Here is a 12,802-nt window from a genome sequence, read left to right on the forward strand (position 1 = left end):
GCGGAAAAAGCCGAGGCAATCGAATCCGATATTCATGAATTTCGTGCGATTACCGGGTTGTTCGGCCGGATCCGCCGGCCGCCGGTCACGCAACGGAAATTGTTCCGGTTATGCGGCACCGGTATTCGCTGACAGCGAATGGACAGCTACCGCATTCCGGGCCATATCATCGATTCATGCCCATACTGCGAGTCACCGGGCGCACCGATGTTTTCGACGGTGGCGCCTGGCAGGCGGCGTTCGTCCTAGGCTGGGTGTCCCTGGTACTCGGTGTCGTGATGGCGACATGGCCGGACAAGCCACCACGGGTGTCGGAGGCGCTGTTCGCGCTCGCGTTGTTCCTGCTCGCGGCGTGGGAGGTGGTCTTCGCGGCGCGGGCCCGGATCGGCCGCGCGATGCGAACATTGACCTACCTCATCGCCGTATTCGTTACGCTGCTGGGGTTTTCGTGTATGCGGAGCAGCGAATGGCCCACACTGCTGGCGGTCTGGATCGCGATGGCGTTCGTCGCGCACGGCATCGTGCAGGCCATGGTCGGCGCGTGGTCGGAGAATCTGCCCGACAGCTCCTATCTCGAGGTCTCCGGACTGCTGACCCTGGCCGCCGGTCTGGGAATCCTGGTGTGGCAGACCAAAACCATTGTGGCGCTGTCGGTGCTGGTCGGGTTCTGCGTGATCCTGCTCGGCGCGGGGCAGATCCACATCGCCGCGCGGTTCGATCGCGCGGCGGCCGTGCGGGGCGGCGCGGGCGTGCGCGGCCTGCTGCCGCCGGGGCACCGCGCCTGAATCAGCGCGGGACGTACGTGGGGGCCCAGGTGCCGCCGTACGGGGTCGGGATCGACAGTGGCCCGCTCGGGGTGCGATCCGCGGTGGCCAGGGGATCGGAACCCGGTGCGGCGTAAGCGGTGTCGTCGCCCGGCGGGCGGGGTGCGTTGCGCGCGCCGCGCGGCAGCAGCGTCGGGTCGGGATCGGTGCAGTGCGCGTCGATATACGGCGGCGGGAAGTCCGGGACGGTGCTCGGCCGACGCGGCATGTCGTAATCACAGGCCCGGCGCGGATAGATGCTGACCAGCGCCCACACCACACCGTCGTGGAATGCCGAATCGACCGCGTCGAGGGTGGACCCCGTGCGCTGCTGCGGGAAGAAGAATTCCTCCATCGCGGGAATGTGCACATACGCCATCTGGGAAACCGTCACGAGATTACCCAGCAATTGCACCATCGTCGGCGAATTGTCGGCCATCACGCTGTCCAAGGTGGACAGCAGGCCCGGAGTCTGCCGGACGAGCGTGTCGAAACCGTTCGTCATGCCGGCGGCACCCGCCGCGGTGGCCGCCAGATTCCGGGACGTGACCCGCAGACCGGGGGCGACGTCGGCCATCGTGGTCAGCACGACGGTGCTGTTGTGCAGCAGGCCGAGCGTCTGCGGCAGGACCGAATCCAGCGTCGACACCAGGAACATCCCGCCGTCGACGATCGCGCGCAGCTTCCGGGGGCCGTCCGGGCCCGCGCCCAGTTCCTGCCGGATGGCCGCCAGCTTCGCCGGATCGACCTGGGCGAGTGTGCCGTTGAAATCACCGAGCATGGTGCTCAGCGTGACCGGGGTGGAGGTGCGGTCGGCGGTCACCACCGATCCGTCGGACAGGTACGGGCCGCCCTCACCGGTGGGTACGAAGTCGAGATATTGCTCGCCTGCCGCCGACAGGGCCGACACCTGGACGGTTCCGCTGGCCGGGATGTGGGCGCCGCCGTCGATCTCGGCCCGGGCGAGCACGGTCTCGCCGTGCACCTCCACCGACGAGACCCGCCCGACCCGCACACCCCGCAGGGTCACGTCCTGATTCGGCAGCAGCCCACCGGATTGGTCCAGCTCGACGGTGACCCGGAAATGCGATCGCCACGGATCCAGTTGCAGCGCGCCCACCGACAGATAGCCGGCGCCGAACACGAGGACGGCCAGCAGGCCCAGCACCGACAACGATGTCCGGTGCCGGGGCAGGACCCGCACGGCGTCGACGAGCACCCGCGCCGCGCGTTCGGCGATCCCCGGTCTCACGGTCATGCGCTCCGCCTCTCCGTCATCGGCCGGGTCCCGCGATGCGGTCGTGCAGACGGCCCAGGTTGTATTGCAGCGAGCCCACGAAATTGATCCAGTCGGTCTCGTCGGGTGGCCGCGCGCCGGGATCGCCGGGGAAGTTCGGGTCCGGCACCGCCCCGATCGCGACCTGGGCGACATCGATGTCGGCGTGCGCGGAGGTGCCGTCCAGAATCTTCAGGATCGGCGCGATGATGCTGTTGAGCGAGCCGAGATTCGCCTCCGGGCTCGCCGCCGCGTCGTTCAGCTCGCGGGCCAGCTGGTCGACCTCGGCCATCAGACTGCGATCGTTGGTGCCCCGGACCGAGGGGAAACGCGACAGTTCGGTCGCGATGACGGCGAGCTTGCCGACCAGATCCAGCAGGCCGCGGGTGTTGGCGGCCAGCGTGGCACTGGCCGGGCCGGCCGCGGCGATCGCGGCGTCGAGCGATGACTGTTGTTGTGCCACAGTCGCTCCCAGCTGCTCGGCGGTGGCGACCACCTCCCGGATCCGGTCCGAGCGGGCCGCGAGCCCGTCCAGCAGTTCGCGGGTGTGCGCGATGAGCTCGGCCAGTCTGTCGCCGCGGCCGCCGACATCCTCGCCGAGCGCGTTGAGCACCCGGGTGACGTTCTCGATGGTGCCGCCGTTGACCAGCAGCGCCGCCCGCGCGAGCACCTCCTCGATGCTGGCCGCCTCGGTGGTCGCGGCCAGCGGGATGTTCGCGCCGTCGCGCAGCGGGCCGGCGGCGGGATCCGGGTGGACCGGCGGGGTCACCGCCACGAACACGTCGCCGAGCGGGGTCGCCGAGCGCAGTTCGGCGGTGGTGCCGACCGGCAGCAGCACCCCGTTGCCGATACGCATCGTGACCACGGCCGTGTAGTCCCGTACGGTCATCGTCGCGACCTCGCCGACGTCGGCGCCGTTGAGCTTCACCCTCGCCTTCGTGGGCAGATTCAGGGCATTGGCGAAGGTCGCGGTCACGGTGTAGGTGCCGCCGCCCGGACCGGGGGCCGGCAACGGCAGCCGGTCGACCGACACCGCACAGCCGGCGCCGGTCAGCAGGACCAGCGCCGCGGTCGCGACCCGCCGGATCGTGGCCGTCACCGCGGCACCCCCGCCGCCGCGAGCAGGATCGCGGTGAGACCGAAATCCGGGCCCATATCCTTCATCGATCCGGTGGCACAACCCAATTCGTGCAGGCCGAGCAGGTTGCAGATCTCCTTCACCATCTGACCGTCGAGCAGCACCCGGTTCAGATCCACCGAGGCCCGCAGCGCGCCGATGTCGTGATCGATCGCGTTGTAGGTGTTGTCGGCCACCAGCGGGAACACGTCGAGGAATTCGGCGAGGTCGCGTTGGTGGTCGGCCATCGACGTCGTCATCGTGGTCGAATCGGTCACCAGTCCGGCCAGCGCGCCGCGATTACGTTGCAGCAGATCGGCGACCTGCGCGACGATCGCGTTCAACTGCGCGCCGGTGTCGCCGGCGCCGAAGTTCTCCTCGGCCAGCAGTTCGCTCAATTGCCGCACCCCCGAACCGAAGTCGCGCAGCGTGCGGTCGTTGCGGGCCGCGGCCGCGGTGAGCGCGTCCAGATCGGTGACGACCTCGGTGATCGCCGCCCGGGTCGCGGCGCCGTTTTCGGGGCCGAGTTGCAGAGCCTGCGACAACGCGCTCAGTGCGTCGCGCAGCCGGCCGCCGTTGCCCGCGGTGGTGTTCGCGCCGAGGGTCAGCAGATCAGCGACGGGCCCGTTGCCGTTGCCGTCGCCGCCCAGCGAGGCGGACAGCTTGTCCGCCATGGCCAGCAGACTCTCGAATTCGACGGGGGTCTTGGTGTGCGCGAGATCGAGCACGGCGTGGTCCGGCAGGGCCGGGCCGCCGCGGTAGGGCGGCGACAACTCGATGTGCCGGTCGGTCAGCAGGGAATCGGAGACGGTCACCGCCTGCGCGTCGGCGGGCACCGGGACGTCCGCGTCCACCGACATCGTCACGTCCACCCCGGTGCCGTGCGGGCGGATCGCGGTGACCTTGCCGATCGGCATGCCCAGCACCGATACCTTGTTGCCGAGGTAGAGTCCCTTGCCGTTGTCGAACTGCGCGGTCATCGTGCGGGTGTGGTGGACGAGGCCGCCGTCGCCGGCGCAGCCCGCGGCGACCAGCACGCCGAGCGCCAGCAGCGCCACCCACTGGATCGTGCGCAGCGGCCCGCTCATTGGCAATCCTTCAGGTAGGGCGTGAGATTCGCCTGCTGCGCCTTGGCACTGAGTGCGCACATGAACGAGTCGATGAACGCGCCGGCGGGTGCGTTGCCGATCAGTTCCGCGCCGGTGCCGGTGGCGTCGGAGAAATAGCGCCACGGCACCGGCAGGATCTGCAGGATGTTGCGCAGCAGGTCGTCGTGCGCGGCGATCAGGTGCGTCATGGTCGCGAGATTGGTCAGCAACTGCTGGATCTGCGGCTGGTCGCCGACCGCGATCGGTTCCAGTTCGTGCACCAGCGTGGTGGCCGCGGCGATCAGCCGCTGCAACGCGGCATGCCGGGTCGCGATCTCCTGCAGCACCGCGGTGCCCTGCCCGATCAGTCCGGCCAGGTCGGCCTGCTGCGCGCGGATCACCTGGGTGACCTGGGCGGTGCTGGTCAGCAATGCGGCGATCTGCGCCCGCCGCCCGGCGATCACGGCCGACAGATCCCGCACGTTGCGCAACACCTCGGGCACCAGCGCCGGCACGCTCTGCAACTGCTGCGACAGCGTGGTCATCGAGGTCGCGATGCGGTCCGCGTCGACCTGGGAGAACGTGGTGGTGGCCGCCTGCAGCGCGGTTTCCAGATCGTAGGGAACCTCGGTGTGCGACACTGCGATCGTGCGGCCGGGCAGCGTCCCCGGCCCGGCCGGACGTAATTCGACGTAGCGCGAGCCGAGCAGGGTGGTCAGTTTGATCGCCGCGCGCGTCTCGGCGCCCAGCGCCACCCCGGACCGGATCTTCATGGTGACCACCACGTGGTCCCCGGCCAGCCGGGTGCCGGTGACCGTGCCGACCTGGATGCCGGCGTCGGTCACCGCGTCGCCCGCGCCGACCCCGGCGGCCTGCGCGAAATCGGCGCGGTAGGTGACCTGCCCGAGGTGCAGCGAGTTGACGTACACCGTGATCCCCACCGCCACCAGCAGCACGACGATCGCCGCCGCGCCGAGTCGCACCCGGTCGTAGCTGTCGAGCGGGCGGCCGCGCGCCGACCGCCACCAGGTCCGGATCGGCATCGGGATCCCTCTCATCTGCAGATCGCCGAATGCTCGACGGATCCGCTCGGTCCGGCGAGGGCGAGCAGATTCTCGATGATCGGATCCACCCCCGGCGCGATACTGAAGTGGATGTTGCACACGTAGGCGTTCAGATACGCGCCCTTGTCGACGATCCTGGTCATGCCCTGCAACATCAGCGGCAGGTTGTAGCCGAGATAGGCGAACTTGTCCTGGTTGTTGAGGAAGTGCTGACTGAAACCCGGTTCCCGGGTGAGGAACACGGACATCTGCGGTTGCGCGCCGCGCACCACCTGCGCGGCCCGATCCAGCACCACCGACAGCGAATCGACCTGATCGAACAGGGTGTCCCGCTGTGCCGCCAGACCGTCGAAGATCTTGCCGGTCTGGGTGATCACGGTCTGCAGGTCCCCACGCTGGTGCGCCAGATCGGTGAGAACGCGCGCGAGATTGTCGATCAACTGCCCGAGGATCTCGTCCGGGCCGGTGAATGTCTCGGCCAGGCGCGAGGTTTCGGCGATCAGCGCGGCGATCGAGCCGTTGTCGCCCTGCAGCGCCCGGATCACCGCCGCGGTGATGTTGTCCACGTCCTTCGGCTGCAGCACGCTGAACAGCGGCTCGAAACCGTTGAGCAGCTTGGACAGATCGAACGACGGCTCGGTGCGGTCCGGCGGCAGTTGCGCTCCCGGCCGGAGCATTGTGTGGGTTCCGTTGCCGCGCAACGACAATCCGATGTAGCGCTGGCCGATCAGGTTCTGATAGGTGACGGCGGCGACCGTGTCGGTGTACATCGGCTGACCGTGCTGGACCTCGAAGGTCACCTTCGCGTTCGTGCCCTCCAGGTCGATGGCGTCGACCCGGCCCACCCGGACCCCGGCCATGCGCACGTCGTCGCCGGTGCGCAGGCCCGACACATCGGTGAAGATCGCCGAATACCGATCCGACCGGCCGGGCACGCCGCGCTGCAGGGTGGCGTAGACGGTCCAGGTCGCGGCGATCGACGCCACCAGGAACAGGATCACGCCGAACAGCGGTCCGCGGACACTCATTTCGCGCCTCCGTCCGGTGGGGCCGGGAGGATCCGAATGTCGTTGCCGCGCACCAGTGGTCCGATCAGCAGATCGGCTGCGGAATTCGGCGGGCCGCCGAACGCGTCGGCGATGCGCTGTTGTTCGGCGCGGCTGCCGACCGGGCCGACGGCCCCGCCGAGCATGCGGTCGTCGTCGTTCGGATTGCCGCCGGCGCCGATGATGCTCGGCCCGCCGGCCGGCGCGGTCTCGCAGCTCGGTCCGGCCAGATCGCCGTAGCGGGGACAGTCGGCGCGCGTGTACTGCTTGTGCGGGGTGAGTTCCACGATGACCTTCGCGGTCGCGCCCTGGGTGTCGCTGTGCCAGAACTCGTTCCGGAACACGGTGGAGAGCCTGGTCTCCGAGACGGCCATCTGGGTGAAGTTCGCCCCACCCCGGGCCATCACGTCCAGTACCGGCGACATCCGCCCGGTGACGCCGGTGATGGTATCGGTGTTGTGCTGCAACGCGTTTCCGATCGTAGTGGTGGTGACCAGGCCGCCGGAGAGCAGATCGGCGAGCTGGATCCGGTCGGCCGCCAGCGCCTGCATCGGCACCACCGCGTGGTGCACCGCGTCGAGCAGATCCGGTGCGGCGGACTGCAATCCGCTCAACGCCGCGGCCAGCGCGACCAGCATCGACGGGTTGCCGTCCGGTGCCATGGCGGTGTCCAGGCCGCGGGCGATACGGTCCAGCTGCGCGCCGGCGCGCAGCGCGTCCGCGCCGTGTCCGCTGGTGGCCTGTTCGACGGTGGCGAGGATGCCCAGGGTCGGATCCGCCGGAGAACGGCCCGCGGCGGCGACGATCCGGCTCAGCGCCGTCAGCGAGGTCTGCAATCGGACGGTCTCCAGGCCGTGGTCCTGCGGAATGCGCGCACCCGCCGCCAGTGCCGGGCCCCGGCCGTTGTCGACCAATTGCACCGAGGGAACGGCGAATACGTTGCTCGGCACCACCCGTGCGGTGACGGTGCCGGGTATCCCCACCGCCGAATGCGGGAACAGGTCGATGTGCACCTGATTCGGGCCGCCACCGGTGGACGCGGTCACCGACCGCACGAGGCCGACCAGGACCCCGCGATATTTCACATCCGATTTCGCCGGAAGCCCGTCGCCGACGTCGACCAGTTCGGCGGTGACCCGTACCGGCCGCTCGAACACGCCCTCGGAGCGGGCGATCATCAGGGCCGCGACGGCCGCGGCCACGATCAGGAAAACGATTCCGCGCAGGAACAATACGCGGTCGGAGACCGGCCGCCCGTCGGATTCGAAAGCGATGGGCATCTTCTCACCCGCTGATTCTCGAGCCGGAATCGAAACCCCACAGCGCCATCGTCATCAGCAGGTTCACACAGATCATCACCGTGATCGCGGCGCGCATCGCCCGGCCGGCGGCGACGCCGACCCCCTGCGGCCCGCCGGAAGCGTAGAACCCGTAATAACATTGGATGGTCGAGGTGATGACCACGAACACCACGGCCTTCGCCAGGGAATACAGCACATCGCGCCCGGACAGCACGAGGCGGAAATAGTGTTCGTAGGTGCCGGTCGCCTGTCCGCCCGCGATATCGACGAAGACCTCCACCGCGAGATAGTCGATCGCGAGCCCGGCCAGATACAGCGGCACCGCCGCGACCGCCGCGGCCAGCAGCCGGGTCGTCACCAGATACGGGATCGGCCGGATGGCGATCGAGTCGAGCGCGTCGATCTCCTCCGCGATCCGCATCGAACCCAGCTGGGCGGTGAACCGGCAGCCGGCCTGGGCGGCGAACGCGATCGCGGCCATGATCGGCGCCAGTTCCCGGGTGGCGGCGGTCGAGGCGATCATGCCGGTCGCCGGGCCCATGCCGAGCAGTTTCAGCGCGCTGTAGCCCTCGATACCGACGATGCCGCCCGCCGCCGCGCCGAGGACCAGCACCACGCCCGCGGTGCCGCCGCCGACCACCAGCGACCCGTTGCCCCAGGTCACGTCGGACAGGATGCGCAGGCATTCCTTGCGATAGTGCCGCAGCGCCACCGGAATCGCGGCGATCGCGCGGAGGAAGAAGCTCGCCAGATGCCCGAGCCGCATCACCGGGCCCGCCGGCATACCGGCGATACCGGCCAGCGGCCGCAGCAGCGGGGGACGGTACCGGGTGGCCATCAGAGCGTCGTCCGCGGGAACAGCATGGTGTACAGCTGGGTGAAGCCGACGTTGACGACCATCAGCAGCATGATCGAGGCGACCACCGCGGCGTTCACCGAGTTGGCCACCCCGCCCGGACCGCCCTTGGTGCTCAACCCCTTCTCGCAGGCGACCACGGTGACGATCGCGCCGAACACCGCGGATTTCACCATCGCCAGATACAGATCGCCGACGGTGGCGAAGGAGGAGAAGGTGGCCAGGAAACTGCCCGGCGTGCCGTTCTGCACGTAGACGTTGAACAGGTAGCCGGCCAGGAAACCGACGAAACAGCTTGCGCCCGTGAGCCCCATCGCCACCATCACGCCCGCGGCCAGGCGCGGCACCACCAGCCGCCGCAGCGGCGAGACGCCCATCACCTCCATGGCGTCGATCTCCTCGCGGATCGCCCGCGATCCGAGGTCCGCGCAGATCGCCGAGCCGACCGCGGCCGCGAGCAGCATCGCCGTCACCAGCGGAGCGGCCTGCCTGATCACCGCCAAACCGCTTGCGGCACCGGCCAATGCGGTCGCACCGACCTGACCGGCCAAGAGCCCGAACTGAATCGAGAGGGTGGCGCTGATCGGCAGCGCGACCGCGAGGGTCGGCACATAGGAGGTCTTCGCCATGAAGGCCGCCTGCCGCAGGAACTCCCGGAACGGGAACTGCCCGGTGACGATGTCGGCGACCAGGTATCGGACGGCGTGGACGCCCATCACGACCTGCCCGCCCACGGTGTGCAGTGCCGCCAGGGGATGCCGGCCCAGATACCCGCGCACCCAACTCGTTATCTCGGTGATCGCCGATCGTTCGTCGCGGCCGGTGGAGATGTCCTCGGATGTGCTCACGCCACACTCCTCACCCCTGCTGAACAGTTGTTCAGCACAGTGCGTCGTGCTCATGAAAGCACACGCTCGTGAATGTGGTCAAGGTCACTACGGACCGCGAAAGTGGCCTGGGTCACCAGCAATCGCCGTTTACATGACACGCGCAACCAAGACGCAACCCGACCGCGATCCGGGAAACGCCCGAGTCCCGGATCGCGATGTCAGAGTGGGGGAATCACCCACGCATCGAGAGGCGGAATGCCATGCGCGTCGGTTCGTCGGTCCGGTCGGCAGTCGCGTTGTGCGGCTTGACCACAGCTCTGTTCGGATGCTCTCCGAACCCGTCCGCACCGCCCGGCCCGATCGGGACTCCCGGTTCGGTCCAGTCCGCGCCCGGCGCCCCGGGTGACACGGTCGCGCCCTCGGCCGGGCCCGGTTCCGCGGCGCCGCAGGGATCCCCGCCCGCGCAATCGGTCGCGGCGTGCCCCACCGGCACCATCATCACCGGCGCCGAGGCGATGTCCCCGGCCACCCTGCATCGTGGTGTGCGACTGACCTTCTCGCTGGTCGGCGCCGCCGCGCCCTGCGCCCTGCACGGCTATCCCGGGGTGGACAGCGGGGCGGGCGGGCCACTACTGCACGCCACCCGGACCCCGCGCGGCTTCATGGGCGGACTGCCCGCCGGCGACGACACCGCGCCGGTGATCCGGCTGGACGCCGACCACCTCGCGCACGCGATCGTCGAGGGTGTGGCCGTCGACGCCGCCGGCAACGGCTGCCCGCAATACACCGGCCTGCTGGTCACCCCGCCCGACAGCACCGAGACAACCACCGTCGCGGTCCCCATCGATACCTGTGCGCTGCAGGTGCATCCGGTCACGGATTAGCGCCATTCGGCGGCGAACGCCCGAGCCGGATTGGTCACGAACACGGCGGTGGTGACATCGTCGCCGAGTTCGCGGGCGATACGCGCGCGCAGCCCACCGACCAGGAACGGCATGCCCGGCCCCTCGCCGGTGGCACGCATGGACGGGGTGACCGTATCGGCACCGAGCAGGATCCGGTCGGCGTGACCTGCGTCGACCAGGGCGGCGAGGCTGTCGAGCAGCCGCCAATCGGTGGCGTGGTGCGCCCGCGACGGCCCGTCGAACTGGACGTAGGCGCCCGCCGCGGCAACCTCCCGGTGAATCCTGGTGTCCGGGGAGCGATGCAGATGCCCGAGAATGACACTCGCCGGGGGCATATTGTGCTCGCCGCACAAAATCCCGAGAACGTCCGGAGCGGCCGTCCCGGCCTCGAGGTGAACGCCGATCGGAGCACCGGTGGCGTGATGGGCGGCCGCGGCGGCGGCCAGGACGTGCCGCGAATGCTCGCCCGCGTGATGGAAATCCCCGGCGGCCTTGATCATTCCCGCGCGCACCGGCGGCTCGGTGAGCTGCCGGACGAACAGCTCCGCGAGATCGTCGTACACCGTGGACAATTCGGCCGGATCGTAGTGCGCGGCCTGATGCAGACCCGTCGCCGCGACGAGGTGCACGCCGGTGTCGCGCGACAGCCCCGGCAGATCCGCGAGCCGCCCGCCCATACCCCACGGCGTCCACTGCACCACGGCCCGGCCACCGGCTCCGGCGAACGAAACGAGTTCCGCCCGAGCGGCTTCCGCGTCGTCGAGTGCCTGCCCGGGCAGCTTCGGCGTGCGGATGAACAGATGGTCGTGGGCATCGCAGACGCCGAACTCCGCAGGGTCGATGTCGCCGAGCACGGTCCGGATGCGGTGGGGCCGAGCCGCTCCGCTCCGGAGAGTCTCGGTCGCGCCGCTCGGGCGGGTCACGGTCGCTGCGCTCGGGCGGGTCTCGGTCGCGCCGCTCGGGCGGGTCACGGTCGCGCCGCTCGGGCGGGTCACGGTCGCTGCGCTCCGGTGGGTCACGGTCGCTCTGCCTCGGCCAGCGCCGCGGCCGCGACCCGGAGACCGGCCAGCGCCTTCGGGACTCCGATATAGGGCGCGAGGTGCACGAACACCTCGATGATCTCCTCGCGGGAGAGCCCCGCCCGCAACGAGGTTCGCACATGCCCGGTCAGCTGGGGATCGACCCCGCCGAGGGCGGTCAGCGCGGCCAGATTCGCCACCTGCCGGTCCCGCAGCGACAGGCCCGGCCGCTGATAGGTGCCACCGAACAGGGCGGTGACCACCCAGTCGGCGAATCCCGGGGCGATCGTCTCCAGGCCGGGCAGGGTGGCCTGCTGAGTCGCGTTGTCCTGCAACAGATTCAGCATGCGATAACCATCATCCCGATCCAGCCGGGCGGGGGTGAGCTGCTGTGCCAGCGGCGGTGTACCGGTCATGTCCACTCCAAGTTAGTAACGGTTTATCCGTTACAAGGGTACTGTAGTAACGAGCCGAGCGTTACATGGGGGTGTGCACATTGCCGACCGGTTCCGCGGCCTCCCTGCGTGCCGCGCAGCCTCGGGTCCGCGACCTGAACGGTCAGGCTCGGACCTGCCCGGCAGGGTCGTGATGCGCCGCACTCGACCGTGACCGGTCACCCGAACGCGCGGATCAACGCAGGTACGAACCGGCCTCGGCGCCGAGCACGTTCAACAGGGCCAGCGCCTCGGCATCGGGTGATCCCACCGGCGCCGTGTAGAGCACCAGGTGCTGGTCCCGGTCGGTGAGTGTGAGGGAATCGCAGTCGACGGTGATCTTCCCGATCACCGGGTGCCGGAAGGTCTTGGTCAGCACCGTCGCCGCCCGGACGTCGTGCCGCTCCCACAACCGCGCGAATTCGTCACTGCCGTAACGGAGTTCGTCGATCAGGCCGGTCACCGCGGGATCGGAGGGGTACCGGGCCAGCGCGGACCTCAACTGCATGACGACATGGTGGCGGAACTCCGCGACATCGGACACCCCGTACAGCGTCGATCCGAGTCGGGGCGGCCCGAGGAACGCCCGGCGGGCGAGGTTGCGCTCCGCCGGCGTCAGGGCCGCGAAATTCTCCATCAGCGCGGCCGCGAGATCGTTCCACGCCAGCACCTCGAACGTGGCGGAGGTGACGAACGCGGCCGTCTGCGGCAGCCGCTCGAGCAGCGCGAGGATGCTCGGCCGGACATCACGCCGGTGCAACCCCGTCCGGCTCGGCGCGGTCCCGGCGAGGAGGTGGAGATGATCGGACTCGGCGTCGGTGAGCCGCAGCGCGTCCGCGATCCCCGCGAGCACCTCGCCCGACGGTCGCGGCGCCCGGCCCTGCTCCAGCCGGACGTAGTACTCGGTGGAGATGTGGGCGAGGACAGCGACCTCCTCGCGGCGCAGCCCCGGTGTCCGGCGGCGTGGCCCGGAGGGGAGGCCGACGTCCTCGGGCCGCAACCGCTCGCGCCGCGTCCGGAGGAATACCCCGAGTTCCAGCTTGTCCATACCCCGAGTGTGCTC

Annotated in this window: 13 protein-coding genes; 2 read left to right on the forward strand and 11 right to left on the reverse strand. The window is 69.6% G+C overall.

Features of this window, described 5'->3' with window-relative positions:
• Positions 1-176: 176 nt before the first annotated feature.
• The gene (locus NRB56_RS30620) at positions 177-785 is read left to right on the forward strand and encodes a DUF308 domain-containing protein (RefSeq protein ID WP_194291049.1); all 609 of its coding nucleotides are present in this window, start codon (positions 177-179) and stop codon (positions 783-785) included.
• A gap of 1 nt (position 786) precedes the next feature.
• On the opposite strand, the gene NRB56_RS30625 is transcribed toward NRB56_RS30620, so the two are convergent.
• The 8 genes from NRB56_RS30625 to NRB56_RS30660 are packed head-to-tail and all read right to left on the reverse strand — an operon-like array spanning position 787 to position 9,399.
• Entirely contained in the window at positions 787-2,061 is a 1,275-nt protein-coding gene (locus tag NRB56_RS30625) for an MlaD family protein (protein WP_153347802.1), read from the reverse strand.
• A 16-nt stretch (positions 2,062-2,077) separates the two neighbouring features.
• Positions 2,078-3,178, reverse strand: a complete 1,101-nt coding sequence (locus NRB56_RS30630) for an MCE family protein (protein WP_319943770.1) — start codon at positions 3,176-3,178, stop codon at positions 2,078-2,080.
• The gene (locus NRB56_RS30635; RefSeq protein ID WP_153347803.1) at positions 3,175-4,284 is read right to left on the reverse strand and encodes an MCE family protein; all 1,110 of its coding nucleotides are present in this window, start codon (positions 4,282-4,284) and stop codon (positions 3,175-3,177) included. The genes NRB56_RS30630 and NRB56_RS30635 overlap by 4 nt, the downstream gene beginning before the upstream one ends.
• Positions 4,281-5,327, reverse strand: coding sequence for an MlaD family protein (locus tag NRB56_RS30640; RefSeq protein WP_153347804.1), 1,047 nt, complete (start codon positions 5,325-5,327; stop codon positions 4,281-4,283). The genes NRB56_RS30635 and NRB56_RS30640 overlap by 4 nt, the downstream gene beginning before the upstream one ends.
• Positions 5,328-5,338: 11 nt before the next feature.
• Positions 5,339-6,376 (reverse strand): MlaD family protein, encoded by a 1,038-nt coding sequence (locus NRB56_RS30645; RefSeq protein WP_153347805.1) that lies wholly within the window; start codon positions 6,374-6,376, stop codon positions 5,339-5,341.
• Positions 6,373-7,674, reverse strand: coding sequence for an MlaD family protein (locus tag NRB56_RS30650; protein WP_153347806.1), 1,302 nt, complete (start codon positions 7,672-7,674; stop codon positions 6,373-6,375). The genes NRB56_RS30645 and NRB56_RS30650 overlap by 4 nt, the downstream gene beginning before the upstream one ends.
• Positions 7,675-7,678: 4 nt before the next feature.
• Entirely contained in the window at positions 7,679-8,533 is an 855-nt protein-coding gene (locus NRB56_RS30655; RefSeq protein ID WP_153347807.1) for an ABC transporter permease, read from the reverse strand.
• On the reverse strand, positions 8,533-9,399 hold the full coding sequence (locus tag NRB56_RS30660; RefSeq protein ID WP_319943771.1) for an MlaE family ABC transporter permease: 867 nt from the start codon (positions 9,397-9,399) through the stop codon (positions 8,533-8,535). Before NRB56_RS30660 ends, NRB56_RS30655 begins: the two co-directional genes overlap by 1 nt.
• A gap of 287 nt (positions 9,400-9,686) precedes the next feature.
• Between NRB56_RS30660 and NRB56_RS39395 the strand changes: the two genes are divergently transcribed.
• Positions 9,687-10,265, forward strand: a complete 579-nt coding sequence (locus NRB56_RS39395) for a DUF4232 domain-containing protein (protein WP_227838459.1) — start codon at positions 9,687-9,689, stop codon at positions 10,263-10,265.
• On the opposite strand, the gene NRB56_RS30670 is transcribed toward NRB56_RS39395, so the two are convergent.
• From NRB56_RS30670 to NRB56_RS30680, 3 genes are all read right to left on the reverse strand, one after another.
• On the reverse strand, positions 10,262-11,140 hold the full coding sequence (locus NRB56_RS30670; RefSeq protein WP_319943772.1) for a phosphotriesterase family protein: 879 nt from the start codon (positions 11,138-11,140) through the stop codon (positions 10,262-10,264). The genes NRB56_RS39395 and NRB56_RS30670 overlap by 4 nt on opposite strands.
• 161 nt (positions 11,141-11,301) lie before the next feature.
• Positions 11,302-11,721, reverse strand: coding sequence for a carboxymuconolactone decarboxylase family protein (locus tag NRB56_RS30675; RefSeq protein WP_153347809.1), 420 nt, complete (start codon positions 11,719-11,721; stop codon positions 11,302-11,304).
• A 214-nt stretch (positions 11,722-11,935) separates the two neighbouring features.
• Entirely contained in the window at positions 11,936-12,787 is an 852-nt protein-coding gene (locus NRB56_RS30680; protein ID WP_153347810.1) for a helix-turn-helix transcriptional regulator, read from the reverse strand.
• Positions 12,788-12,802: the final 15 nt, after the last annotated feature.

It is taken from the genome of Nocardia aurantia, from assembly GCF_009604425.1.
Lineage (GTDB): Bacteria > Actinomycetota > Actinomycetes > Mycobacteriales > Mycobacteriaceae > Nocardia > Nocardia aurantia.